Source organism: Polaribacter sp. Z022, from assembly GCF_023555495.1.
Taxonomy (GTDB): Bacteria; Bacteroidota; Bacteroidia; order Flavobacteriales; family Flavobacteriaceae; genus Polaribacter.
The window spans coordinates 504167-529663 of record NZ_JALCZO010000002.1; the positions used below are offsets into that span (position 1 = coordinate 504167).

Below are 25497 nucleotides of genomic sequence, written 5' to 3' on the forward strand. Positions count from 1 at the left end.
ATCAATTATAAAAGAAAGCCTACTCACTTATACCTTATATCGACCACTTATTTATTTCCTCGTTGAAAACCCCACTAATATTGTGAGATTTGCTTTAAATATTAAATAAAATTAATAAAATTATGAAGAAAATTATGTGTTTTATGCTCTTTGTTTCCATTGCCCTACAGGGGTGGTCTCAAGAGTTACACGTAGCTTCTGGGGGAGCAATGTATGTGTCTTCCGAAAGTTATGTTTACGTTGACGATGACGTTGACGTTGTAAGTGGTGGGGATCTCACCATAAATTCTGATGCTACCCATAGTGGCTCTTTTTTGGTAACAGGTTCTGCTTCTGGAGATATTAGTTACCAACGCTATGTAACAGGTAACCGTTGGCATTTTGTATCTGCCCCTGTAACTACCCAAGCAATTGGTGATTTTGCCACAGAGGCAGCCAATGATGTTGGTGTAAGTAGTACAGGTAATTATGGGATTTCATTTTACAAAAATGACAATGCCCAAGGAACTCGTTGGCAGTATTATACAGTAGCTGCTGGAGCTTTAGGAGCTTCTACTGCTGGAGATTTTGTAAGTGGAAAAGGGTATTCTAACTTTAGAGATTCTGATGGTATTTACACTTTTACAGGTGAAATGGCCACTACAGATGTAAGTATAACCATACCTGCAAATGCTATTTTACCAGATGTATCTACCAACCATTTATGGAGTGTTGTTGGTAATCCTTACCCATCTTTTATAAATGGTGCTGCCCTTTTAACAGCAAACCAAAGTAATTTAGACCCTAACTACAATCAATTAAATGTTTGGAATGGTAGTGATTACCAAGTAGTTAATTTTGCTAATCCTGCAAAAATTGCACCAGGACAAGCTTTTATGGTAGACCCTGCACAAAATAATGTAACTTTTACATTTACTAAAAGTTTACAATCTATACAAGAAGAAGCTACTGCTACTTTTTACAGAACAGCTGCAACTCCAGAAATTACTGTAAAATTAAAGAGTGGTAAAGATACTAAAACAACGAGTCTTAAGTATTTTAATAATACAACTACTGGTTTAGATAGTGGTTGGGATGCTGGTACATACCAAGATTCAAACCCTACGTTTGCTTTAGATACTCATTTAGTATCTGGTAGTAATGGTATTAATTTTACTTTACAATGCTTACCTAATTTTAATTACCAATCTTCTGTAGTACCATTATCTGTAGTTGCAAAAGCAAACCAAACACTTGCTTTTAGTACAACAACAGCTAATTTGCCAGAAGGTATTAATGTATATATAGAAGATAAAGTTACCAATACTATTACAGATATTTCTACAGGTACCTACAATGTTATACCTACAGAAGCACTAAATGGAATTGGTCGTTTTTATTTACATACTGCTTCTAGTGTGTTAAGTACAGAAGATAATCTTTTAACAAATGCTTTAAATCTTTATAAAACTAACAATAGTACACTTAGAGTTATTGGTTTACAAAACCAAGCAAATACTACTATTAACATGTATAGTATAACTGGTAAACAAGTATTAGCTAAACAATTTAGTGCACAAAACGTACAAGACATTGCTTTACCAAAAAGCTTAGCTACAGGTATTTACGTTGTGAATGTTATTTCTGATAAAGTTGAGTTTACTAAAAAAATAATTATAGAATAATTTTTATGAATACAACAGATAAAAACAAGAAAGCCGAAGACATTACACGTAAAGATGCTATTAAAAAAATAGGTACTTACGGTAAATATGCAGCCCTAACAGCACTAGGTACGTATATGATTTTAAATCCACAAAAAGCGCAAGCTTCTAGTGTAGCAGATGACCCAGGTACAAACGGTGGATTCTTCTAATATTAATTAGGAATAAAAATGAGAAAAATGAAAAAAACAATTATTACACTAAGTGCAGTACTATTTAGCTTTTTAGCAATGGCGCAAGAAAGAGAAAGATCTTTTGATTTACATACTGGTAATTGGGAAATAGCCGCCTTATTTGGCTCTATTAATTTTGATAATACTGCCACTGTTAACGTACAAGACAACATTAATATAGGGTTTACAGTAGAAGGTACTAGAAAATTTAAAAACAATTTATTTTTAAATGCAGGGGTAAGTTTTAGTTCTGGTAAAGAATTAGGTGAGTTATACGAAAACCCTTTAACCTACTTTTCTGTAAATGCAGATGTTGGGTATAGATTTAAATTAAAAGAAATTACAAAACCTTTTGTAGTGCCTTATGTTGCAATTGGAGGTAGTTATATAAATGCTGCAAACACATTACCAAATGCAGACAGCAGTTATTCTATTAATACCACAGTTGGGTTTATCTTTTGGTTAAACCAATCTAATTTTGGGTTAACTATTAGAGACACTTACAAATTTGTAGAGAGTGACTATATGGTTAACCACAACCAAATTTTGGTAGGACTTAGATATAAATTATAATAAAATGTCATTTAGACCTTGTGGAGAAATCTCACTGCTTTTGTCATTGCGAGGCTTGAGCTTGTGCTGAGCGAAGTCGAAGTAAAGCAATCTGTTAATAAAGAGTAATTAATCTCAAAAAAAAAACGAGAAATACTCTAAAACCAATGTCATTTCGACCTTGCGGAGAAATCTCAAAAACAATTAAACATTAACACAATTAAATAATTAAACGTTTTTAAAAAAAACAATTAAACATTAATACAAATATTAAAATTATGAAAAAAATATTATTAAGCGTTGCATTTATTGCAGCAAGTTTTACAAGTATTGCACAAGTAGGTGTAGGTACAACAAACCCAGATGCGTCTGCAGCTTTAGATGTAGAAAGCACAACAAAAGGTTTTTTACCACCACGTATGACACAAGTACAAATGAATGCCATTGCCTCTCCAGCAGAAGGTTTAATAGTGTATTGTTTAGACTGTACAACAAAAGGATTATATGTAAACAATGGTAACGAGTTTGTTAATGTTGCTAGTGGTGCTAGCGCATCTGCAGCAGCAGGACCTCCTAGTGATACAACAACTACAGTAGTAGAAGTTGCAGGGCAAAACGGTACAATTTGGATGGATCGTAACCTAGGCGCTACACAACAAGCAACAAGTAGTACAGATGCTGCATCTTACGGAGATTTATACCAATGGGGTAGAGCAGCAGACGGACACCAAATTAGAACTTCTTCTACTGTGGCAGCACCAAGTACAGTTACAAGTGCAGACCCTGGACATGGAGACTTTATCTTAACAGATGCTACAACAGATAATAACTGGACAAACTTTGCAGGTGAAGATGGTTTATGGCAATCTGGTTTAAACGATCCTTGCCCAACAGGTTATAGAATACCTACAGAAACAGAGTTAGATAACGAGCGTTCAGCATTTAGCTCTAACAATGCAGCTGGAGCAGCTAGTAGTGCTTTAGCTTTACCCGCAGCAGGTAGCCGTAGCCGCAGTAATGGTGCGCTTAGCGTTGTTGGTAGTTACGGCTACTATTGGTCAAGTACGGTTAGTGGTACTAACGCACGTAGCCTCCACTTTCTTAGTAGTAATGCTTTCGTCAATACTAACAATAGGGCTCGCGGTTCCTCTGTTCGTTGCATTAAGGAATAGACACTTTGTATGTATTTGTGCACTTTGGCACTTTAACCTGCCATCCCTTTAGGGTGGCAGGTTTTTACTTTAAAACCGCGTAAGCGGTCAAAAAAATTTTTAAATATTATACTATTACATCTTAAAAACGCTAATAAGTTTAGTAATGACCACTAAAGAGAAAATAGCACTAGCTACCCAAAACAATAAATTGTATTGTTTTAAAGAAGGTATGTTTTGCAAAGTATATAACCAAAATGCAATGTGGTTTACACAGCATATAAAACGGTATAAGGTAAATAGTAAATTTGTTAAAGCTGTAAACCAACAAGTATTTAGTTTAGGTTTTCCATACAGTTTAATTTTAAAAAATGGTTTAAGTTATCAAAACAAACAACTTCAAAAAATAGAAGAAACACAAAGTTTTACAGCCTATAAAATTAGTAATATTAACCAAGAAAAAGAATTTATAAATTGGTGTACTAAAATAGTAGCACTTAATAGCAATATAATTAAACAAAATACAAAACCTAGTAGTAGTTTAACAATACAACAAGAACTTAAAAATTTTGATTTAGCAAACAAAACACCGCTACAAGCTATGGAGTTTATAGCAAAATTAAAAGCGTATTGTTTGTTACCCTGTAAAGGTCTCACACAAGAGCAAGAAACAAAGAGTAAAAAACACAAGAGTAAGAAACACAAGAGTAAGCAATAAAAATACCGGAAAATAAAACAGTAAGCCATAAAGCAAATGCAAAATCTATATTACCAACTTTATTTATCTTACCTAGAAGCACGTAAAAATAAACGTAATACAAACAATCAATTAGCTTTCGAGATAGATGTAGAAAGCAAATTATATACATTAGCTAAACAGATTGTTAATAAAACATATATACCTAAACCAAGTATTGCTTTTATGGTGTATAAACCGGTACAACGAGAAATTTTTGCTGCAGATTTTTCAGACCGTGTAGTGCATCACTTAATATATAGATGTATTTATCAAGATCACATAGATCCTTTTTTAATACCAGATAGTTATAGTTGTCGTAAAGGTAAAGGCACTTTACATGGTGCAAAAAGGTTAAATTATTTTATAAAATCTTGTTCAAACAATTATACACAAGATGCCTATATTTTAAAATTAGACATTAAAGGGTATTTTATGAACCTGAGTCATAGCATACTATATAATAAAGTAATTAAGTTTTTAAACCCAAACATACGGTATTTGGGTATAGACTATGCTACTTTAAATTTTCTTTTACAAAAAACTATTTTTACTAATGTAGCTTTAAATTGTAAAATTAAAGGAAACCGTTCTAATTGGAAAACCTTACCTAAAGACAAAAGTTTATTTAGTAAACCAAAAGGTATAGGTTTACCCATAGGTAATTTAACATCGCAAATTTTTGGTAATATTTTTTTAAATGAAATAGATTATTATATAAAAAACAGTTTAAATATACAGTATTATGGCAGGTATGTAGATGATATGGTGTTTGTACATAAAGATAAAAATGTTTTAAAAAAAGCAGTACCTTTAATACAGGCAGAATTAAATAAAATAGGCTTAACTATACACCCTAAAAAAATATACCTTCAGCATTATAGTAAAGGAGCTTTATTTTTAGGGCATTATATAAAACCGTATCGTACATATATTAGCAATCGTACAAAAAATAATTTCTACAAAGCTATAAAACAAATTAATAAGTTATTAGATGCAACTTTTAAAATAGAATGGACAGTAATGAAACAAATAAGAGCAACATTAAACTCTTATTTAGGTACATTAAGTCATGCAAAAACATACAATTTAATTGTAAAAGCATTGCAACAATTAAACAGTAAGTTTCATTATTTTTTTGGTTTTACTAAAAGTTACTCTAAGTCTTATATAAAAACAGATTATTGGCAATGGCATTATTCACTAGCTTACCCGTTTATAAATTAGGTTACGATGTGTTAATACAAATACACAAAATAACAAAATCTTTTACAAGAGAACATAAATATACTTTGGGCGAAAAATTAAAAGAAGAGAGCATACAATTGTTAATACAAGTTTATAAGGCTAATAAAAGCAAAAAAGAAATTAGATTAAACACTATTGGTACAGCCAGAGAACATCTAGAAACAATACGATTGCTCTTTAGGGTAACAAAAGATATAAACGTAATAGGAGGCAAAACGTATGTAAACATTAATTTAAAAATTGAAGAACTATCTAAACAATTAACAGCATGGCAAAAATATACAGCCAGAGCTAATGCATAAATCTAAAAAAGGTTTGGTATTAGGCGTGCTTTTTTATTCCTAACACAGCCCTTATTTATTAGCAATTACTTTAAGTAATAAATACTTAACGTTTTTAGTTAAAATTGGTATTCTCATATAAGTAATAATATAAAATAAGGACAAGACTATTTGGTCATTTACATTTTTTGTAAAATACAAGTTTGTGTTTAATTAACCGCAGCAGGTAACCGTAACAACAGTAATGGTACGCTTAACAATGTTGGTAGTAACGGCAACTATTGGTCAAGTACGGTTAGTGGTACTAACGCACGTAACCTCAACTTCAATAGTAGTAATGCTAACATCAATACTAACAATAGGGCTAACGGTAACTCTGTTCGTTGCATTAAGGAAAACAATTTTTGCTATGCTATTAAATAACAAATAATATTAAAATGAAAAACGTATTACTAATTACACTCTTACTAACAAACATACTGTTAGTCCAAGCCCAAACCTTAAACGGCACACTAAAGCAACATAAAGGGCAACAAATAACCTTAACAGGTTTTAACTACTACAAAACAGTAAATTTAGCTACAACTGTGGCAGACAGCCTAGGTAACTTTAGCCTAAACTACCCAAAAAACTACAAAGGTATGGCAATTTTAAACACCCAAGACAATAGTAGCTTGGTGTTTGTTTTAACAGAACCTAGTATACATATAAAAGGTACACATTTAAATGAAACAGATAGTTTGCAATTTATAAATAGTAAAGAAAACATCAATTTTCTAAAATATGCCAAAGACCAAAGTTTGCGTAGCAATGCGTTATCTGCTTTTGCATTTTTAGAGCCACTATACAATAACAAACCGTTGTTTGCCAAACAAAAAAAGTTTTTAAAAAATCTTAAAAAAGAACAAACTCGTTTACAAAAAGAAGACGCCCAATTTGTTGCCAATTTGCATAAAGAGAGTTATACACGTTGGTTTATACCCTACCGTAAAATGGTACAAGAAATGCCAGTTATTGTCAGAAAAAAAACAGCCCAAATACCCAATGCCATTTCTTTTTTTAGAAGCACAGATTTTAACCACCCTAACTTTAAAACCAGTGGTTTATTTAAAGAGTTTGTAGAAGGGCATTATATGTTGCTAGAAAACATGGGGCAATCTTTAGATAGTAGTAATGTACAAATGAATTTAAGCTCTAAATATCTTATAGACAACCTACAAGAAAACGATAGTTTATTAAATACAGTAGCAGATAATTTATATAATTATTTTGAAAAACGTAGCTTAATAAAAGCATCAGAATATTTATCAATACAATTATTAACCACACAGCAATGTGCTTTAAATGATGATGTAGCTGCAAAATTAGAAAGCTACAGAAAAATGAAACCTGGCAATATAGCACCAGAAATAGTTTTTGAAAACAATAAAAAAATAAGCGATATAAAAACCAATAAATTGGTAGTTTTTGGTGCAAGTTGGTGTCCTCATTGTACAAAAGAGATTCCTAAATTGGTAGAAAATTATAAAAAGTGGAAAGATAAAAATGTAGAAATTGTGTATATAAGTATAGACACAGACCAAGCTGCATTTAAAAATACCTATAAAAATTTACCTTGGCAACAAACATATTGCGATTTTAAAGGCTGGGAAACTCAAGCTGTAAAAGATTATTATATAACAGGTACACCCACCTATTATTTATTAGATGCAAATAATACAATCTTGGTAAGGGCAAAAACGTTACTTCACGCAGATTCTTGGATTAATTATAAGATGTAAAAGTGTTAGATATCAATATTCCAACTGTTACGCTGAAAGCTCACACTCATAGAAATTGTTCTTGTAGAAATGAAAAATCCTACCGAATTGGTCATTTTTTAATAATTAAATAGAGGTTATACTGTAATTTAAGAGGGAGCATCAATATTAAATGAAATAGAAAGGACTCTTATTTATTTTAGTAATTTTTTATAATGGGTAGGAATAGTATTAAGATAACGGTTATACTGTATATGTGGCACTTGTTCTTTAAATATTATTTTAATTGAATTGTTATAATGATATAAAGGTATTTAGCTTGTTGTTTTTGTATTTTTGAATTATAATTTATACCAAATAATTATGAGTAGTAAGAATTTCTTTTCAATAGTTTTGATCTTTTTTTTTATACAGATGAATTATAGTCAAAATTCAACAAAAGACTATGGTTTTGATTTGTCAAAAGAAGGAGAAATAGGAGCCCTTTTAATAAAAGCTAGTAAATTTAATAACTTGGATTCTACTATTTTTTATAGCCAAAAAGCTTTAGGATTAAGTTTGATTAAGAAAGATACATCTTTAGTATCTTCTTCTTATATCACATTAGGGCTTGGTTATTTTTACAAACAAGATTTTGAAAATGGAACAATAATAGCGAATAAGTGTTTAGATTATTTAAAGAATATTGATTTACCAGGTTTTAAAATGATGGGTAATAAAATTATTGCAGCTAGTTATAGAAGGAAGAAAGATTTTAATAATGCTATTAAATATTATGAAAAAGCTATTACCTATGCAAAGAAACCTGAAGATAAAATGTTTACAAAAATAAATTTAGGGACCTTATATTTAGAACACAAAAATGGTACACCAGAATTGGCTAAAGGTATATTATTAGAAGTGTTAGCATACCATGTAGCTAACCCTAATATACTTAGTACTAAAACACTTTATGCTATGTTTGAAGGATTATCTTTGACATCTAGTAGTGCAAAAGAAGCCATTAAATATGCAGATAGTTCTGTTGTATATGCAAAGAAAGACGGAATTAAAAGTATGCGTTATATTGTAGCTTTATCATCTAAAGCTAGAACATTATTTTTAAATAAAAAATATAATGAAGCTTTAAAGTTTTATAAGAAATCTTTGTTCCTTTCTAAAGAAGTTAACTATACCCATTCAATATTAGAAAATTATACTCAATTAGCTCGAGTTTATGGAACCATAGAAAACTATGATTATTCTTTAAAGTATATTGATTCTTTAGAGAGTTTTTGCAAAAAAAACAATGTAGATTTATCTGTAGGAATCAATGAAATATTAGACATGAAAATTGCTATATATGAAGCTTTAGATGATTTTAAAAATGCTAATATTAACTTAAAAAAGAAACATGTTTATTTAGATTCTGTTAACAAACAAAAACATAACAATGCTTATTTAGAATATGGACGAAAATATGAATCTGAGATAAAAGCCCAAGAGAATAAAATATTAAAACAAGAAATTAGCATTAAAGAATTAACTCTTTTAAAAGAAGCTAGGTATAAGAGTTATTTATATTTAGTATTGTTTTTAACGTTACTATTGTTGTTATATGGTAATTATAGGTATCGAAAAAACGTTAGGACTAAAAATGTTTTAACAGAGAAAAACACCATAATAGAGCTGCAAAAAGAAGATTTACAAAAGGCTTTGGGTTATTCTAAACAAGTTAATGATAAACTAGAATTGGCTAATAAAACAAAAGAAAAACTTTTTGGAGTTATTGCTCATGATTTAATAAACCCATTTAATACTGTAATTGGTTACACTAATTTATTACTGGAAGATTTTGAGTATTTTACAGAAGAAGAAAAAATAGAAATAGTAAAGGTGATTAATGAAGCCTCTAAGAAAAACCATATTTTGGTTAAAAATCTTTTAGATTGGTCTAGGTCTCAACAAAATAGAATTGTTGTAAAAAATGAAGAACTAACAATAAATAGTTTAATAGACAATGCTATAACGCCTTATTTAGAATATGCAAAAAAGAAAAATATAAAAATTATTTATGACTTTGAATTTACCCATTTATATGCTGATCAGAATATTCTAAAAACAGTAATTGGAAATTTATTTTTTAATGCCGTAAAGTTTACGAAAGCAAATCATAACATTTTTATAAGTTCTAAAATTACTAATGAAATAAAAACAATAGAAATTAAAGATGAAGGGGTAGGAATGTGTAAAGAAAAATTGAAGACATTGTTTCATTTAAATACATCTAATACCACTAAAGGTACAAATAATGAAAAAGGTTCTGGACTTGGTTTGATAATCTCTAAAGAGTTTTTAGAACTTGCAGGGGGTAATCTTAAAATACAAAGTAAAGCTAATTTTGGAACTTCTGTTTCTTTAGAGTTTGCTTAAAATGATCTGGTATTTTAACAATTTTAAGTTGTTTATTACTTAATTAAGTAGGTTTAAATATAAGTTTATTTCTGTTATATTTATTGTAAATTACTAAATTACTTAGTAGGATTGGTTGTGTGTATTTTCTTTTACATCTTTTGTTTTATAACACTTATTCTTAATTAATAGCATTTATTTATTTACTTGTTAGATATTAGAATTAAGTATGCATATTTGAGTATTATTAAGTTTGGGAATAAACTTTATATCACAAGGATTTATTTATACATTCTACTCAATACTATTGTATAATGCGGTTTTGATATATTTAGGGGTATTTCAGATTACTGTATTCCTTGTGATTTTAAAGTTTATGTATTAAATTAAAAGTAATAAGCTTTGAATATTCTCTCATATATTTAGATAATTAAAAGGTGTTATGATTCAAATCTTTTTTATATAATACTATGGTTTTTAATTTAAAATTTAGAAAAGTTAAATTTGATAAACAAAAATGGTTAATTTGTAGGGAGCAACGTGTTTATATGGTTGACTCGATTATAGAGCATAAACTATTAGATGGGTTGTTAAAAACTGAAGTTTTACAACTTTTGGGTTTTGAGTTTAATGATATTAACTCTGATACTTGGACTTATTATATTGGTAAACGAAGAAGAATTTTTTTATTTAAATGTTATTTGTATATTAAATTTGATACTTCTGATAAGGTTATTAAGATTGGTATAAAATAATATAGAAAGTTTGATTAAACTTATTATTTATATATGTGAATTACTGATTGAATTTGTTGCTGGAATTGTAAATTATTTTACTTTTTGATGGAATTTTTGCAATTAACCTAAATATAGGTTTATTTAAGCCTTAAAAATTTATTTAGCAGTTCTTGTCTTCTTTTTGCAATTGGTATGTTTTTACCATTATTTAACTCGCAATAATTACCATCTGTTTTATAAATATTAGACACCATTTTAATATTAACCAAATAACGATGGTGAACTCTAAAGAATATAATAGGGTCTAAAATTTTTTCGAATTCTCCTAAGTTTCTACTAGCTATTTTTTCTTTATTATTTGTAAGATGAAAAATAGTGTATTTGCCATTAGCTTCTAAGTACATTATTGTAGAAACAGGAATTAACTCTATTTTATTTACAGTAGGTATTGCAATGTTTGTTGGGTAGTTTATTATTGCATTACTTTGAGGGGTGCTATTATTTGAAATGCTTCTTTTGTTTTGGATGTTTGTTATGGCTTTGTTAATTGTTTTTTGTAATTCTAGAACATTAATTGGTTTTACAATAAAACCTGTAACATTGTAATTGACAGCTTTTACACCAAATTCTGGGTGAGAACTGATAAAAATAATTTCTCCAGTAATAGAACCAATGTTATCTATAAAACTAAAAATGGTATCGTTACCTAAATCTATGTCTAACAACAAAATATCTGGTTGTGTTTTAAGGTATTCTGTTATTCCTTGATTTACATTATTAGCCACAGCAACAATGTTGATCATAGGGAGGTATTTTTTTAAATATATACTTAGAATATTTATATTCTCAGTATCATCATCTATTATGAGTGTTTTATAAGTAATCAAAGCAAATATTTTTATAAAGAATTAAAATAGTCTTATAATAATACTTCTAAAATAAAAAAAAAACACCATATATCATCACTTATTCCTGTATTTATACACTTGCTCATTTGTAATGTGTTTGTTGAAAATTATTGTTGACTTTTGTTACTGTTAAACAAAAAAATAATTCTAAAAATGAAATTCATAATTTATTTATTACCCTTTGATGGTAATTAAAAGAATACCTGGGTAAAGTGTTTTTTTTAAAAAGATAAAACAAATATTGTTAAAGATATTTAAGAAGACATCTAACTATAATTTTTTATACACTTTATAAAATAATTATAGTTTTTTAAAAAGATACAAGTATTACAATTATTCAATACTTATGTGTGTTTATAATTTTCTATGCTTTATAACAAAACCGCAATAAGTATATAAAGGTATTACTTACAATTTACTTGGTTCTTTTCTAATTATTATTAGGTTCTTTATCAGCACCATTTACTTTTAAAAGAGTGTTCTGTATAATGACTAAAGTTTGTAACCTCTATTAAAACGCAATATTAATTAGACTACTTAAAGAGTACTATAAGCTCTATTAAACAAACAATAATAAAACTCATTAAAAATGAAATGTCCTGTATGCAAAGGGAAATCAATTTTACAAACAAGAATTAAAAGAAACTTTTTTTTAAATTAATTTACTCTAGTAAAGCTTATAAATGTTATAACTGTGAATCTAAATATTTAAAATGGTGTTATTGGTTTATACCTTATAGAATAAGGAATAGTGAATATAAGAATTGAATAACTAAACTTATTTATGGCGTTTTATGTACAGAATTTGGGTTATTTAAAAGGAGGAGAAACAATATTTATACCCCAGAAATTTAAAGATATTGAATTGTTTTTGATAAAAAAAGATGCAACAATATGTTTTTCTTTTGATGTAAGTAAGATTTATAATTGCCAAAAAAAGATAACAAATTATAAGGAAGGAATAATTATACCTGATAATGGGTTTTGGCAATTGGTATTAAGAATTTTTTAGTTCAAAATATTAAAGTTTTAGCAGTGACATTATTAAATAATTTTGGAAACTATTGATTGTCTCATTTAAAAGGTGTAAAAAAAAATGTAATAGAGAATTAGCATTTAAGAATGTGTATAATTTGTAGTTTATATTTAACAGTAATTAAAAGAATCATTTATTTTAATATAGGCTCACTTATTTATTTGCTGTTCTTAAATTGAATAAAAAGATTGATTTTTGTATTGTTAATATGTATTATAGATTTTCGTTGTTAATTGTTATTTGTTACATCTATATATAGAAGTATTTTTTTTTTCAATAAAGAGGTTGATTTAATCTTTTCTACATTTAAGATTTTAAATTGTAATTCTTTAAATCTTTCCCCCGAAATTTTAAAGCCCTCTTTTTTTAATATTTTATTTACAAAATTAACTTTCAGGTTTTTGAGGGATTCAAGGAACTGAGGAAATAACAATGGGAGTTGGCATTTTATCCTCAGTATCCTTGATAACCTGAGTATCCTTATTCTTCTTTTGTGGTATTGGTATATGTGTTTTGTTTTTCTCTATGAATTAAGCCAGATTTTACAAAAGCTGTTATATACCCTTCTGCTGTTTTATTTGGGATGTTTAAGTTTTTAGCTACTTGTAAATACTGTTGCCTAGTAAAATGTTTAGTTAAAGTTTCTAAAAAACGTTCTTTTCTGTTTTTTCTTTTATTGACTTTAGTTTCTAAAGGTAAATCATTAAAGACTTTACTACTGTGTTTTACAATTGTTTTGATTATTGATAAAGCATTCTTAAAATCTTCTTTTTCTGCAAGTTTTATCGTATTTACATCTCCATCTTCCATAATTCTAAATACAGAGAAAATCATTATGATGCGAAATGCAATTAGTCCTAATCTTCTTACAGTTGCTATGTATTCTTGAGGCTGTAAGTTTAGATATTTAGTTTGTAACGTTTCGAAAAAAGAATTGAATTGATTTTGTTGTTTTGGAGTTAATCGAATTTCTATAGCAGGATTGTGTTTGAGTGTTTTGTATAATTCTAAAAAATCATTACCCAAGTTGTTGTAATAATCGTCTAAGTTTATATTGTTGCTATTTTGAAATACATTTTTCCAAGTAGGTTTTATATTCATATAATAAAACATAAACCTACTAAATAACCCGTTTTCTGCATTAGGAATTAATGTAGCTACTTGTTTAGGAGTACCAGACAAAACTGTAGATAAACAAGGTTTTTCTATATCTACATATTCGCTATCGGTTCTTCTGTAATAACTAATTGTTTCGTGATGAAACGCTTTTCTAAAACCATCTGAATAATTACCATAATCACTTTTAAACGCTTGAGCTAAAGTATCTCCTTCCGTTTCAAATATTAATCCTCTACCTTCATTGTCTGCAATTAATTGATACACACCAGTTACACTATTGTTTGCAGGAATGAATAACATTTGTTCTGGAGGTTTGGAAGGTTTTTCTGAATTGTCATTTTTCTTTTTTTGAAAATTATAAGTAGCCATTTCAGATTGGTATTGCTGTTTTAAAACTTTTGCTTGTTCTCGTTTTATTTTATGAACAGGGTTTACTAAGTTTTTGACTTTGTTTAATCTTCCTTTACCTGCAGAAGCAGGAGCTGTTACAAACAGGTATAAATTACTAAAAACCTTATTTTGGTCGTATATACCAAATAATTTAGGTAAACAAGCACTAAAAGTAGTGAGTGCACCTAATAGTAAAATATCTCTTTCTTCTGAACTTGTAGCAGGTTTTACAATTTGCTTTAAAAACTCTGGTATTGTTTTATATACTTTATTGTTAATTGTAGGTAGTATCTCTTTTATTGGTTCGGTTTCTATAGTATTAGAAGCAGTATTTGTAGATTCTAGATTATTGTCTATAATTTTTATACCTGCTTGATGAGCAAGATGATAGAAAGTTGCAATAGTAATTCCATGTCCTTTAGCATTTAAACATTTTGTGAATTGTGTATTGCATTCTGTTTGGTTAAAATTAGGATGATTTTTACTTATTCTACAAAAATAATTTCTACCTGATTCTCCGTATTTATCTGCGATAGCAAAACCAATATTTAGCCAATTTGTATAGTTGTTTGTAATATCTATACCCGATTGCTCTATTAATGTAATGTAGTTTTCTATATTGTTATTAGTATCTGAGAAAATGGGTGTTTTATTATGAGTTGCCCTGTTATTACTTACCTTTTCTGCATTATTATTAACAGGATTTGTTAGCCACTCTTTTGGGTTGAATTCTTTTTTCATGCTATTTGGTGTCTTTTATTAATAAATGCAGAAGGATCATGTGATAAAAAACAAGCTCTGGAAATGTCTTTACCTGAATGGTCTACTTCTATGTTATAAGTATGTTTAATATAGTTTGTAACTGCTTTAAAATATTCTGCGTGCGTAATCTCTGAAATGTCTATTCTTATTATCCATTTTATTCCTTTACCAGAAGGCGATGTGAATAATAATTCTGTTTCAAAGTATTGGTCAGATAGTAATTTGTCTTTTAATTCTTTTACATTTTCTAGATGGTCAAAATCAATAGTTAAAAGGTTAGAATGTTTAATTAATTCTTTATCACTTCTTTTTTTAAAAATGCCTGAAAATGTTACGTAATCGAAATTATTGGCTTTGTATTTACGAGCTTCTTTAGTGTTTTTAAGCGTTCTAAAAGTGTTTGTGATGCTTTTGTATTTGTTGCTAGTTATAAGCGTGTAAATTTGATGTAGCCACATTGTTTCTGTTGGAAATACATTTCTGATAGGTGCTTTAAAAAAGCTACATCTAGCATACCAGGTATTTTTATCGTTATAATTGCATTCTAAATGATCTTTAACTTTAATTTTTAAGTTTAAATTAAGTGTTTGATTTATTTTAAGAAGTAAATCATAATTGTTTGAAGTTTTAAAATACAATTGCGCAAAATCAAATACATCTCCTTTAAATTCATTTAAATAGATGTCTTTATGTATAGCAATGTTATTTACGATACTAATTTTTAAAGATTCTTTATTATCATTAAATGGGTTCTTTGTTATCCTAGAGTTCTTTCCTGTTAAGGAAAGAACTGTTTGATTAGGATAAAACTGTCTTAACACGTAGGTATAAATATTGATGCCATAATGTGTTTTATTAAGAATAGCTGTTCTACTTATTTCCATTTTTTTTAAAATTATGGTTATAGTAGTTGTCTTGCAGAATTTGTATAATATCTGCTTCTTTATAGTAAAACTTGCCTTGTATTTTACTAAATGGTATTATGCCATTTGTTCTAAAAGTTTGTAAAGTACGTTTGCTTATATGCAATGTTTGCATTACATCTTGATTGTCTAACCAAGTATCTTTTAATTTTGAATTAGAGTTTTTTAAATCTTCTAAATGCGCTTTTATGTCTTTCACTTCTTGTGATAATGACATTAATAAATCGATAATCTCAATCATAATTTTATACTTCCTTTATTGATTAAGAAATTTGCAGCTTGCTGGTCGATTTCGTCTTGCGATTCAATTTTATTACGCAACAACCATTGGTCTAATTCTGTTCTATTAAAATAGATTTTCTTACCATTTGGTTTATAGTGTGGAATGTTACACGTACTTGTAAGTTTATACAAATGCGATTGCGATAATTCTAAGTATTTGCAAGTTTCATTAAAATTTAACACTTGCTTTTGTAAAGATTGTTGCTCTAATAAGAGTTTTTCAATGTTGTTTAATTTATCAATTATGTTATTGTCCATTTCTTTATTGTTTAAAAAATAAATAAGGACACTTGGCCAAATGTCATTCTTGGTGCTCAAGAACAATACAAAGGTTTAAAATTAGTAAGATGATTTTAGTAAGAGTGTAAAGTAAGGGTAAGGTAACAGTAAGATTTCTTACTATTCTTACTGTTTTTTATTGTAGTTGATTGATAATGTTGTCTATTTCTTCCTTTTCTTTTGGGTTGTGGACTTTGTTTTTATAAAGGTTGTTAGCTTTTAATGTTGTTCCTGTTTTCGTTTTAAATGAGTCAGAAAATTCAATTGAAGTAGGGGTAAGCCCATTAAAGTAAGGTTTTAGTTTTGATACAATATAACTAAATTGAGTGGTTTCACATTGAAGGTGAATTTGAATGTTAATTTGTGTAAAATCATTAGCAATTAAAAGTTTGTGTAATTCTTCTACAGTAGTTCTGTTTTGTAATAAATCTACTCTGAATTGAAGATTTTTTAAAACGGATAATAATTTAGAGTGGTCTCTGTCTTTAAAACCAAATGAGGTTTTGAGTTTTCTTTTTGGCTTTGATGTTTTTTGAATCACTACTTGTTGAGGTTCTTGTATTTTTTCAATTAATGAATTGTCAAAAGAAATGTCATTAAAATATTTTTCTGCTATTTCTGAAATTGTGTACAAATGATTGTCTGAATAATGACCATACTGCTCTTGAAGTTCTGTATATAATCTTATTAATGATACTTTTAAGTAGTTTATGATATAATTTATGTCTTCGTTTAGATTTGTTGTTATTTCTTTTTGGATTATGTATTTAGCAATATCTTGTAAATACTTATCATATTTATTGATTAGAAATGTGTAGGTGTAGCTATTTTCGTGTAGAGTAGCGTTGTTTGGAAATTCTTCTCTAAAAGATGAAATGGTTTTTTCTACTTCATAATAAATTAAGTTTCTATAATATTCTTTCTTGTAATTTAATGGTCTTTTAAATTTTATTTCAAAAATTGTATTTGAAGCTTTTTGATGTTTTTTTATTTCTGATAGTAATAATTGAAACTCATTATCAGTTCTTTTATCTTTATGTAGGCCACTTGTTATTGATGTTAAGCGTGAAAATATATCTTTAATCATTATAAGTCTAAATTTATTTTGTTAGCTGCTTCTCTCTTTTTGTCATCAATAACTTTAGCATAAATTTGAGTAGTTCTTAATTCTTTATGACCTAATAGTTTTGAAACTGTATAAATATCTGTTCCTAGTGTTAATTGAAGTGTAGCATAGGTGTGTCTTGCACAATGGAAAGTTATTGTTTTTGTTATTCCTGCTTTCATCATCCATTGTTGTAATTTTAAATTTGACCAAGCACTATAATTCAAACCTTTAAAAATTTGGTTTTCTTGTTTATCTTCTTCACCTAATAATTTTCTTGCTTGGTTTGATATAGGAAGGGTTTGTGCTCCTTTTGTTTTCTTTTGAGTGAATCTGATGTAATACCCCATTTCTTTAGAATGTTGAATTTCTGACCATTTCAGTTTTTCTATATCTGACCATCTTAAACCTGTTAAAGTTGAAAATATAAAAGCGGTTTTTAAAATAGGAATTTCACATTCTGTTTTTGCTGCTGCTTGTAATTCATCTAAGGTTAGAAATTCACGTTGAGGTTCACCTTGTTTAAAATGCTTTACATTTTGCCCAGGATTAATTTTTAGGATATCATCTTTTACAGCTTGTTTTAGTGCAGCCATAAATTTACCAAAATAAGAATGCTTTGAGTTTTGAGATAGTTTTTTACCTGCTCTACCAATGGCATCTTTATCTAAATAGTTTTTGAAATTCTCAACAAACATTTTATCAACATCTTTAAAACTAATGTCATTTGGACAAAATTTATCAAGATGCTTTAACATACTATTCCAATTACCATAATTACCAGTACTATTGTTTTTGGTTTCTGCTAATGTTTTAATATAGCTAATAAAACTACCCTTTAATTTTTCAATATTATCAAAGCCATAAATACCATTTTGTAATTCAATCTGTCTTTGTGCGCAAATGGTTTCAGCTAGTTGTAAGGTTTTTTTATTAACCTCTCTTTCTTTAGAGGTTTTAGGGTTAGGAGTGAGGTACAACCTTAAATACTCAGTTTTTCTTTTGCCTTTATGATAATAGTCGAGGTATAAACTAATATTTTTATTCTTCTTTCTTTTTCTTAGCGTTACTTTCATAGCTTATTCATTAAATAAATTTTCAATTTGTTTTTTTGATACAATTCTTTTCCTTCCAAAAGGTACAGCTTTTAAACGTCCATTTTGAACCATTCTTTGAATTGTCCATCTACTAACACCAATAAGTTGAGAAGCTTCTGTAATACTTAAGTATTCTTTATTTGTATTAAGAACTGTATTAGCATTATTGATTGTTTCTTTTTTTATTTCAGTTTCAGTAATAGCAGCATTTATTTTTTCTTGTCTTTTTCTTAGTTTCCAAGCTTTCTTGCCACAAGAATTACTACAATACTTAGTTACAGTTGTTCGCGCTGTAAATGTCTTATTACATTGCTGACAATTTTTTAAAAGATATATGTTACTACTCATCCTTTTGGTGCGTTAAGTAGCCTTATGGGTCAATAGGTAGCATTATGGTGCATAATATTTCCTATATGTTTTTATTTATCTATTTGGGCAACAAATAATGAAATAAGGCAACGATTATACAACGAATTTAATCAAAAAAGAGCTAATAAGCAACAAATAAAGGAAGATATATTTAGTTAAATTAAAGAAAAACAAGTAGTTATGTAATAAAAGAAAGGTGGTTACTTTCCGATACAAAAATTACCAAAAATATGACCTAAAATATCTTTATCAACATCATACTCTCCAGTAATATTACCTAAATGACGTAAACATTCTCTAATATCTATAGAAAATAAATCTGTAGAAATTTCTAAGTCAATTCCTTGCTGAACAGAAGTTATAGCTGTTAAAGCGTTATTTAAAGCTTCAAAATGACGAGAGTTGGTAACAATGGTTTCATTATTACTTAAAGCACCAATATTTACCAAAGAAGTTAATTCTGTTTTTAATTCATCTATTCCTGTTTTTTGCTTTGCAGAAAGTAAAATTAAATTCTCAATTTCAGATTGTAATATTGATGAATCATGACATGATAAAGTATCAATTTTATTAGCAATTACTAGTAAACGTTTGTTTGGAAAACGCTCTTTAATTGTTTCAATTTCAGATAAAAAGTCTTCTTTAGCATAAGAAAACTTGTTAGAATCTATTAAGAAAATTATTAACTGCGCATTTTCTGCTTTTTCATACGCCTTTTTAATTCCAATACTTTCTATAACATCTTCTGTTTCTCTAATTCCTGCAGTATCAATAAATTTAAAAGCAACTCCACCAATTATCATTTCATCTTCAATGGCATCTCTAGTTGTACCAGCAATATCAGATACAATTGCTTTTTCTTCGTTTAAAAGTGCATTTAAAAGGGTAGATTTTCCAACATTTGGCTCACCAATAATTGCAACCGGAATTCCATATTTCATGGCATTTCCAAAAGAAAAAGAATCGATTAATCGTTTTAAAACTGCTGTAATTTTTGCAACCAATTCTTTAAACTTTGTTCTGTCTGCAAATTCTACATCTTCTCCAGAAAAATCTAATTCTAATTCTATTAAAGCAGCAAAATCTAATAACTGAACTCGTAACTCTTTTAATTCGTTGGTAATTCCTCCACGCATTTGCTGAATTGCCATTTGATGACTAGCAGCTGAGTTAGAAGCAATAACATCTGCAACAGCTTCTGCTTGAGACAAATCCATCTTTCCATTTAAAAAAGCTCGCATTGTAAACTCACCATTATCTGCCATTCTACAACCATTTTGCAAAAATAACTGTATAATTTCTTGCTGAATAAAACTAGAACCATGACAAGATATTTCAACCACATTCTCACCAGTATAAGAATTTGGGTTTTTAAAAACAGAAACTAAAACTTCATCTAAAAGAATTTCATCTTTTACAATATGCCCTAAATGAATGGTGTGCGATTTTTGGTTTTTTAAAGTCTTTCCTTTTTTTACAGACTTAAAAAAAGCATCAACAATTTCAATAGCTTTTTCACCAGAAAGTCTAATTACAGAAATAGCTCCAACTCCAGATGGAGTAGCCAAAGCAATAATAGTATCGTTTTTAATCATACTGCAAATATACGTAGCTTAATTAATGTGATTTAAATATTTTTGTAACAAATTAACAAAGTGAGCGTCAAATAAGTATAACTCAAAAACTTAAATATAAAAATGAAAGAAGACAAACAATTATTAGTATTTACACATTTAAGCCAATTATTAGATTTTGTAACTGGTATTGGAGGTTTTATAGTTCCATTAATTCTGTGGCTTACTAAGAAAGATGAAGTCTTTGGTATGGATCAACATGGAAAAGCAATTCTAAACTTTAGAATCTCAATGTTTATCTACATTTTAATATGTATACCGTTAATTTTATTATTAGGATTAGGAATTTTAGGTATCATTGCAATCGTATTTTTTTACTTAATATTTCCTATTATTAATGCAATAAAAGTAAGTAATAATGAAGCACCAAGCTATCCTTTTAGTATCAATTTTATAAAATAGAAAAAGAAAATAGTAATATTTAAAATCGCTCTTTAAGGGCGATTTTTTTTATGGCGTTTCCTTTCAGGTCAGGCTTTACGTTGCAATCTTTTAATTTGTTCTCGATTCAAATTTATTCATCCTTCATAAATTCACTCAAACTGACATTAAAAGGATTTCCACTGCAATCATTAACGCAAGCTTATCAATAAACAAAAGGCTATAAAAGAAGGTTTATATATTTTTAATAACCTCTTCATATTCGTAGAAAAAAAGCTCAAATTTTTCCATTGTTTCATAATAAAATTCAAAACAATCTCTCCAAGAATTTTTGTTGTAAATACTAAACTTCTTTGCAAAAGGAACATAAATTCTATGAATTGTTTTACCACTTTCTAATAAATAATCATCATCAAAAATTACTTCTGGTAATTCATTTTCTAATAATGTTTTTAAAGATAGCATTTGGTCATAATAGAGTAGGTTAACCAATTCATCTGGATTTTCAATATCCAAACAAACCATTGCATGCTTTCTTTCTCCAACAAACTTAAAAGAGAACCCTTTTATTTTGGTGTTATATAGCAACCATTTTCTTGGAAAAGATTTTCCAAAACTAGTCCAAAACTCTTTGCGCATTAAAGCTGCTTCGTCTTTTGAGAACATTTTATTATTAGTTTTAAAGTTGAAATTTCTCAAACGCTTAAAAAAGCTCACTTAGAAATGACACTCTATCAAATATTTTATTTTTTGCTAACTGCTAACTAAATTACCCATGAATTTTAGCTAGTTTTCCACGTTCACGCATTAACTCAGCTTCAAACTCTAATAAAGCATTCCATTTTTTATCAACAATTTCTCTGTCTTGGTATTCTCTTGCAAATTGTAAAAAAGTAGTATAATGGTTTGCTTCAGAAATCATTAAATTGTTATAGAATTTAGACAATTCTTCATCTTCCATGTTTTCAGAAAACACTTTAAAACGCTCACAACTTCTAGCTTCAATTAAGGCAGCAACTAACAAACGTTGAATTAAGGCATCTGTTCTGTCTTTTGTTTTTGGAAAGAATTTTTGCAATCTAACAGCATAATCGTTTTTTTGTTCACGTCCTAAAACCATACCTCTTTTAACCATTAATAAATGCACCATTTTAAAGTGTTGCATTTCTTCAATGGCAATATTGCTCATTTCTTTTACAAGTTCAGTTTCTTCAGAATAATTAATGATAATAGAAACAGCGTTAGAAGCTGCTTTTTGCTCTAAAAAAGCATGATCTGTCAATATTTGTTGTAAGTTGTCTTTTGCAATTTCTGCCCAAGAAGTTTCTGTTTCAAATTGTAAACCTAACATTTGTTATATTGTTTTTTGCAGCCCCATACCAAAATAAGCCAACGCTTTAATTTCTTTTACACTAGATAAACGTTCGTTACCAATAATTAACAATCCGTTTTCTGTAGCTTCTATATGATATTGCTTGTTACTTTCAAAAAACAAAATTAATTCATCTGTAAAAAACTCTCTAATTTTTTCGTCATTTTTTCCAGATAAATAAAAACGTTTGCTAAAATCTGGATGATTGTAGATATCTATATCATTATACCCTGCAAATTCTAATATATATTCAAAAATACCTTCTCTATCTAATGTAAAATTAGGAACAGGTTTTAGTGTATGAATATGCAACATTGTTGCTTTAATAACTTGCTTTGCAATCATTTCTCCTTCAGAAAACTGTACATCAAAAATGGTACAATCTTCGTTAGAAAGTACATTAGAAACTTTGTCTATTTTACGAGTTTTAAAATATCCAAAAGTTGGTAACTCTTCCATTTCTTGAGCAGAAAAAGCATAATATTTCCAATGCATTTCTTCACTAATACTTTGTATCGATTTTTGTCTTCTGGTTAAAACTCCTTCTTTAGGAACTATTTGTTTTGGTAAAATTTTACGCAATGCAAAAGGGTGTTCACTACCAGATTTAGAATCATCTAAACCTATAACTTCAAAATGACCACCTTTTCTAGTAAAAGATTCTGCATAATTACTCATGTTTTCCATTACAGAATGGTCTACAAAATCACATAAAGAAAAATCTATAATAGCCTCTTCGTTTTCTGGTATTTGATCTAACTTTCCTTTTAGTTTTGTATAATTTAAAAAGCTCGAAAAGTTTTTAACACTCACATAATACTTTCCATCTTCTTTAAACATTAAAACATTTGGTTTTAAAACATTTTTAATAAATAAAAATACATCTTTATTAATTATGATGTGAATAATGAAAGTAACCAAAATACCAACTATAATACCTGTAATTAAACTAGTTGTAATAGTTGTTAAAAGCGTAATTAAGAATATAATTAATTGCTCTGAACCAATACTAAATACTTTTTTAATATTTTCTGGAGATGCTAATTTATACCCTGTAAAAACTAAAATAGCAGCCAAAGCAGACAATGGAATTTTACGTAATTCTGTGGCAAATAATAAGATAAATGCTACTAAAAAGGCAGCATGAAAAAAGTTTGCAGACCTGTTAGAACCTTTGTTGTTAACATTTACAGAACTTCTTGCAATTACAGTAACTACATTTAAACCTCCTAAAAAACCACTAATTACAGTTGCCAAACCTAAGGCTCTAATATCTTTATTAACGTTAGATCTTCTTTTTAAAGGATCTAATTTATCAACAGCTTTTATGCTTAATAAACTTTCTATACTTGCAATTAAAGTTATGGCTATTACTGCATTTATAAAGTTACCTTGATAAACAATAGAAAAATCTGGAAAGGTAAAGTTTGATAAAATATCATCTGGTAAAGCAATTAATAAACTTTTATCTATTGGATATTCTGATGCAGAAACCAAATCAAAGTAGTAATAAAGACCTACACTTAAAACCACAATCCACATAGGAGCTGGAATTAACTGAAAATATCTATTTCTAATTTTACCATAAAAAATCATGATTAAAAGACTTCCTATACCAACTAACCCTGCATAAAACATGCTAGAATTTTCTGTTTTTATTAAATTTATAATTCCTTCTGGAACCTGAAAAAGAAGTTCTACAATACTTCCTTTTGCATTTAAATTACCAAACATTACATGAATTTGTTTGGCAAAAATTCCTATTCCAATTGCAGCTAACATACCTTGTATTGCAGATGCAGGAAAAAAGTCTCCTAAAGAGCCCATTCTTAAAAAACCTAGAATAATCATTATTACTCCAGAGATTACAATTGCTGCAAGTGTGTATAAAAAACCTTGCTGCATATCTCCTTGACCCAAAGTAGTTATGGCAGCTAAAATAACTACTACTAATCCATTTCCAGGACCCGTAATTGTAACATTAGAACCACCAATAATAGCAACTACAGTTCCACCAATAATGGCTGCAATAATTCCAGAAATAGGAGGTGCACCAGAAGCCAAAGCCAACCCTAAACCTAAAGGAAGTGCAATTAAAGAAACTACAAAACCAGAAAATAGGTTTTGAGGAATATCGCTTATAAACGTTTTAACAGTATTTTTCTTTCCCATTTATTTTACAATTAAAACGTCTGTTGGTAATTCAGATAAAATGTACTCAATATCATGAGGAAAAATTCTATCTAAAAGCCTTAATTTATTTGGAGCATTCATAACAAGCAAGTCAGCTCTTTTTACTTTTGCATAATGACCTATTGAGTATCCTCTTTTTCCAAAAATAGGTTGTGTATTAACTGTAATGTTTTTATTTTCAATATCTTCTAAAATATGTTTTACACGCTGATCTTCTCTAGTTCTTAACCTCTCTTTTACAATATTAGCTTTACGTAAAGATTTGTCATCATTAACTTTTACGTGTAATTCTTCTTGACTCACTTCTTCTACAATTGTTAATTTATTGCAGTTTAATTTATTAGATAAATCAAATGCAGTTTTAATTGTATCTTCTGTTTTATCATCTTTTAAACCGTTAACAACTATGTGTTTACAAGGAATTCTTTCTACAGAAGGTTTTATTAAAAGTAATACAGAACAAGGTGCTTTTCTAGTAATTTTTCTGGCAATAGAACCTACATAATATTTATAGAGATTCTCTTTTTGGATAGCTCCTAAAATAAGTAAATCTATGTTTTCTTGTGTGCAAGTTTCTAAAATTACATCTACAGGTTTTCCTTCTTTCCAAATACTTTTAAATGGTTTTTTTAAGGGTTCTGCTTTAGATAAAATTATATTTAAATCCGATTTTTTTTCTTCAGATTTTGGACCAACATGTACACCAACTAATTCAGCTTCAAACATATTAGCTAGCCTTACAGCTTCAAAAATATTTGCTTTTAAGTTTGGGGAAAATGCAATACCAATTAGGATTTTTTGAGTTTCTTGCAAATAAAAAGTTTAGTAGTTAAAAAAAGATTGCAAGATAGGAAAGTTTATAAGAAAGAAAAAAACATTAAAAATTATTTTGATGAACACTAAACATTCTTAAAT

The 25497-nt window shown here is 28.3% G+C and carries 24 protein-coding genes and 1 pseudogene; 12 read left to right on the forward strand and 13 right to left on the reverse strand.

Annotated elements, in window-relative coordinates:
* The first annotated feature begins 122 nt into the window (after positions 1 to 122).
* The 11 genes and pseudogenes from MPF13_RS05980 (at position 123) to MPF13_RS06025 (ending at position 10750) form a co-directional block, all read left to right on the forward strand.
* On the forward strand, positions 123 to 1664 hold the full coding sequence (locus tag MPF13_RS05980) for a T9SS type A sorting domain-containing protein (RefSeq protein ID WP_249981422.1): 1542 nt from the start codon (positions 123 to 125) through the stop codon (positions 1662 to 1664).
* Between the two features lie 5 nt (positions 1665 to 1669).
* Positions 1670 to 1855 (forward strand): hypothetical protein, encoded by a 186-nt coding sequence (locus MPF13_RS05985; RefSeq protein WP_249981423.1) that lies wholly within the window; start codon positions 1670 to 1672, stop codon positions 1853 to 1855.
* A 27-nt stretch (positions 1856 to 1882) separates the two neighbouring features.
* Positions 1883 to 2449 (forward strand): outer membrane beta-barrel protein, encoded by a 567-nt coding sequence (locus MPF13_RS05990; protein WP_249981424.1) that lies wholly within the window; start codon positions 1883 to 1885, stop codon positions 2447 to 2449.
* A gap of 257 nt (positions 2450 to 2706) precedes the next feature.
* Positions 2707 to 3600, forward strand: coding sequence for a phage tail-like protein (locus MPF13_RS05995; protein WP_249981425.1), 894 nt, complete (start codon positions 2707 to 2709; stop codon positions 3598 to 3600).
* Between the two features lie 145 nt (positions 3601 to 3745).
* Positions 3746 to 4297, forward strand: a complete 552-nt coding sequence (locus MPF13_RS06000; RefSeq protein ID WP_249981426.1) for a hypothetical protein — start codon at positions 3746 to 3748, stop codon at positions 4295 to 4297.
* A gap of 36 nt (positions 4298 to 4333) precedes the next feature.
* Complete coding sequence (locus MPF13_RS06005; RefSeq protein WP_249981427.1) at positions 4334 to 5542, forward strand: RNA-directed DNA polymerase; 1209 nt, start codon at positions 4334 to 4336, stop codon at positions 5540 to 5542.
* Positions 5506 to 5865 (forward strand): four helix bundle protein, encoded by a 360-nt coding sequence (locus tag MPF13_RS06010; protein ID WP_249981428.1) that lies wholly within the window; start codon positions 5506 to 5508, stop codon positions 5863 to 5865. The genes MPF13_RS06005 and MPF13_RS06010 overlap by 37 nt, the downstream gene beginning before the upstream one ends.
* A 204-nt stretch (positions 5866 to 6069) precedes the next feature.
* Positions 6070 to 6267: pseudogene (locus tag MPF13_RS15675) on the forward strand (hypothetical protein); the annotation flags it as partial.
* Positions 6268 to 6281: 14 nt separating this feature from the next.
* Positions 6282 to 7625: a peroxiredoxin family protein gene (locus MPF13_RS06015; protein ID WP_249981429.1), complete on the forward strand. Its 1344-nt coding sequence runs from the start codon at positions 6282 to 6284 to the stop codon at positions 7623 to 7625.
* A gap of 393 nt (positions 7626 to 8018) precedes the next feature.
* Positions 8019 to 10016 carry a tetratricopeptide repeat-containing sensor histidine kinase gene (locus MPF13_RS06020; RefSeq protein WP_249981430.1) on the forward strand — a complete coding sequence of 666 codons (1998 nt, stop codon included), beginning with the start codon at positions 8019 to 8021 and terminating at the stop codon, positions 10014 to 10016.
* A 527-nt stretch (positions 10017 to 10543) separates the two neighbouring features.
* Positions 10544 to 10750: a hypothetical protein gene (locus tag MPF13_RS06025; RefSeq protein ID WP_249981431.1), complete on the forward strand. Its 207-nt coding sequence runs from the start codon at positions 10544 to 10546 to the stop codon at positions 10748 to 10750.
* A gap of 119 nt (positions 10751 to 10869) precedes the next feature.
* Here the strand turns inward: MPF13_RS06025 and MPF13_RS06030 are convergent, their stop codons facing one another.
* The 9 genes from MPF13_RS06030 to mnmE form a co-directional block, all read right to left on the reverse strand.
* On the reverse strand, positions 10870 to 11619 hold the full coding sequence (locus MPF13_RS06030; protein WP_249981432.1) for a LytR/AlgR family response regulator transcription factor: 750 nt from the start codon (positions 11617 to 11619) through the stop codon (positions 10870 to 10872).
* Positions 11620 to 13156: 1537 nt separating this feature from the next.
* Complete coding sequence (locus tag MPF13_RS06035; RefSeq protein WP_249981433.1) at positions 13157 to 14926, reverse strand: DUF3987 domain-containing protein; 1770 nt, start codon at positions 14924 to 14926, stop codon at positions 13157 to 13159.
* Positions 14923 to 15831 (reverse strand): BT4734/BF3469 family protein, encoded by a 909-nt coding sequence (locus tag MPF13_RS06040; RefSeq protein WP_249981434.1) that lies wholly within the window; start codon positions 15829 to 15831, stop codon positions 14923 to 14925. The genes MPF13_RS06035 and MPF13_RS06040 overlap by 4 nt, the downstream gene beginning before the upstream one ends.
* A complete protein-coding gene (locus tag MPF13_RS06045) occupies positions 15818 to 16111 on the reverse strand; it encodes a helix-turn-helix domain-containing protein (protein WP_249981435.1) in 294 nt (97 codons plus the stop codon). Before MPF13_RS06045 ends, MPF13_RS06040 begins: the two co-directional genes overlap by 14 nt.
* The gene (locus MPF13_RS06050; RefSeq protein ID WP_249981436.1) at positions 16108 to 16410 is read right to left on the reverse strand and encodes a helix-turn-helix domain-containing protein; all 303 of its coding nucleotides are present in this window, start codon (positions 16408 to 16410) and stop codon (positions 16108 to 16110) included. The genes MPF13_RS06045 and MPF13_RS06050 overlap by 4 nt, the downstream gene beginning before the upstream one ends.
* 157 nt (positions 16411 to 16567) lie before the next feature.
* Positions 16568 to 17518, reverse strand: coding sequence for a DUF6617 family protein (locus tag MPF13_RS06055; protein WP_249981437.1), 951 nt, complete (start codon positions 17516 to 17518; stop codon positions 16568 to 16570).
* On the reverse strand, positions 17518 to 18612 hold the full coding sequence (locus tag MPF13_RS06060) for a site-specific integrase (RefSeq protein WP_249981438.1): 1095 nt from the start codon (positions 18610 to 18612) through the stop codon (positions 17518 to 17520). Before MPF13_RS06060 ends, MPF13_RS06055 begins: the two co-directional genes overlap by 1 nt.
* Positions 18613 to 18615: 3 nt before the next feature.
* Entirely contained in the window at positions 18616 to 18981 is a 366-nt protein-coding gene (locus MPF13_RS06065) for a helix-turn-helix domain-containing protein (protein WP_249981439.1), read from the reverse strand.
* Between the two features lie 221 nt (positions 18982 to 19202).
* Positions 19203 to 20597: a tRNA uridine-5-carboxymethylaminomethyl(34) synthesis GTPase MnmE gene (gene mnmE, locus MPF13_RS06070; RefSeq protein WP_249981440.1), complete on the reverse strand. Its 1395-nt coding sequence runs from the start codon at positions 20595 to 20597 to the stop codon at positions 19203 to 19205.
* 102 nt (positions 20598 to 20699) lie between these two features.
* Here mnmE and MPF13_RS06075 point away from each other — a divergent pair, with 102 nt between their 5' ends.
* The gene (locus MPF13_RS06075; RefSeq protein ID WP_249981441.1) at positions 20700 to 21038 is read left to right on the forward strand and encodes a DUF4870 domain-containing protein; all 339 of its coding nucleotides are present in this window, start codon (positions 20700 to 20702) and stop codon (positions 21036 to 21038) included.
* Positions 21039 to 21251: 213 nt separating this feature from the next.
* Here the strand turns inward: MPF13_RS06075 and MPF13_RS06080 are convergent, their stop codons facing one another.
* The 4 genes from MPF13_RS06080 to MPF13_RS06095 all read right to left on the reverse strand — a co-directional run bounded on the left by MPF13_RS06080 (position 21252) and on the right by MPF13_RS06095 (position 25395).
* On the reverse strand, positions 21252 to 21683 hold the full coding sequence (locus tag MPF13_RS06080; RefSeq protein ID WP_249981442.1) for a DUF4268 domain-containing protein: 432 nt from the start codon (positions 21681 to 21683) through the stop codon (positions 21252 to 21254).
* 103 nt (positions 21684 to 21786) lie between these two features.
* Positions 21787 to 22368, reverse strand: coding sequence for a MiaE family protein (locus tag MPF13_RS06085; RefSeq protein WP_249981443.1), 582 nt, complete (start codon positions 22366 to 22368; stop codon positions 21787 to 21789).
* 3 nt (positions 22369 to 22371) lie between these two features.
* Positions 22372 to 24561: a SulP family inorganic anion transporter gene (locus MPF13_RS06090; RefSeq protein ID WP_249981444.1), complete on the reverse strand. Its 2190-nt coding sequence runs from the start codon at positions 24559 to 24561 to the stop codon at positions 22372 to 22374.
* Positions 24562 to 25395 carry a universal stress protein gene (locus MPF13_RS06095; protein ID WP_249981445.1) on the reverse strand — a complete coding sequence of 278 codons (834 nt, stop codon included), beginning with the start codon at positions 25393 to 25395 and terminating at the stop codon, positions 24562 to 24564. It abuts the gene before it with no gap.
* Positions 25396 to 25497: the final 102 nt, after the last annotated feature.

What these genes read in the sequence shown, in the direction of transcription:
- MPF13_RS06055 (WP_249981437.1), bottom strand. Translation starts at nt 17,518, where the DNA reads ATGATTAAAGATATATTTTCACGCTTAACATCAATAACAAGTGGCCTA.
- MPF13_RS06045 (WP_249981435.1), bottom strand. Translation starts at nt 16,111, where the DNA reads ATGATTGAGATTATCGATTTATTAATGTCATTATCACAAGAAGTGAAA.
- MPF13_RS05990 (WP_249981424.1), top strand. Translation starts at nt 1,883, where the DNA reads ATGAAAAAAACAATTATTACACTAAGTGCAGTACTATTTAGCTTTTTA.
- mnmE (WP_249981440.1), bottom strand. Translation starts at nt 20,597, where the DNA reads ATGATTAAAAACGATACTATTATTGCTTTGGCTACTCCATCTGGAGTT.
- MPF13_RS06080 (WP_249981442.1), bottom strand. Translation starts at nt 21,683, where the DNA reads ATGTTCTCAAAAGACGAAGCAGCTTTAATGCGCAAAGAGTTTTGGACT.
- MPF13_RS06065 (WP_249981439.1), bottom strand. Translation starts at nt 18,981, where the DNA reads ATGAGTAGTAACATATATCTTTTAAAAAATTGTCAGCAATGTAATAAG.
- MPF13_RS06010 (WP_249981428.1), top strand. Translation starts at nt 5,506, where the DNA reads ATGGCATTATTCACTAGCTTACCCGTTTATAAATTAGGTTACGATGTG.
- MPF13_RS06000 (WP_249981426.1), top strand. Translation starts at nt 3,746, where the DNA reads ATGACCACTAAAGAGAAAATAGCACTAGCTACCCAAAACAATAAATTG.
- MPF13_RS06025 (WP_249981431.1), top strand. Translation starts at nt 10,544, where the DNA reads ATGGTTGACTCGATTATAGAGCATAAACTATTAGATGGGTTGTTAAAA.
- MPF13_RS06085 (WP_249981443.1), bottom strand. Translation starts at nt 22,368, where the DNA reads ATGTTAGGTTTACAATTTGAAACAGAAACTTCTTGGGCAGAAATTGCA.
- MPF13_RS06060 (WP_249981438.1), bottom strand. Translation starts at nt 18,612, where the DNA reads ATGAAAGTAACGCTAAGAAAAAGAAAGAAGAATAAAAATATTAGTTTA.
- MPF13_RS05980 (WP_249981422.1), top strand. Translation starts at nt 123, where the DNA reads ATGAAGAAAATTATGTGTTTTATGCTCTTTGTTTCCATTGCCCTACAG.
- MPF13_RS06035 (WP_249981433.1), bottom strand. Translation starts at nt 14,926, where the DNA reads ATGAAAAAAGAATTCAACCCAAAAGAGTGGCTAACAAATCCTGTTAAT.
- MPF13_RS06005 (WP_249981427.1), top strand. Translation starts at nt 4,334, where the DNA reads ATGCAAAATCTATATTACCAACTTTATTTATCTTACCTAGAAGCACGT.
- MPF13_RS06040 (WP_249981434.1), bottom strand. Translation starts at nt 15,831, where the DNA reads ATGGAAATAAGTAGAACAGCTATTCTTAATAAAACACATTATGGCATC.
- MPF13_RS06075 (WP_249981441.1), top strand. Translation starts at nt 20,700, where the DNA reads ATGAAAGAAGACAAACAATTATTAGTATTTACACATTTAAGCCAATTA.
- MPF13_RS05985 (WP_249981423.1), top strand. Translation starts at nt 1,670, where the DNA reads ATGAATACAACAGATAAAAACAAGAAAGCCGAAGACATTACACGTAAA.
- MPF13_RS06020 (WP_249981430.1), top strand. Translation starts at nt 8,019, where the DNA reads ATGAATTATAGTCAAAATTCAACAAAAGACTATGGTTTTGATTTGTCA.
- MPF13_RS05995 (WP_249981425.1), top strand. Translation starts at nt 2,707, where the DNA reads ATGAAAAAAATATTATTAAGCGTTGCATTTATTGCAGCAAGTTTTACA.
- MPF13_RS06050 (WP_249981436.1), bottom strand. Translation starts at nt 16,410, where the DNA reads ATGGACAATAACATAATTGATAAATTAAACAACATTGAAAAACTCTTA.
- MPF13_RS06090 (WP_249981444.1), bottom strand. Translation starts at nt 24,561, where the DNA reads ATGGGAAAGAAAAATACTGTTAAAACGTTTATAAGCGATATTCCTCAA.
- MPF13_RS06015 (WP_249981429.1), top strand. Translation starts at nt 6,282, where the DNA reads ATGAAAAACGTATTACTAATTACACTCTTACTAACAAACATACTGTTA.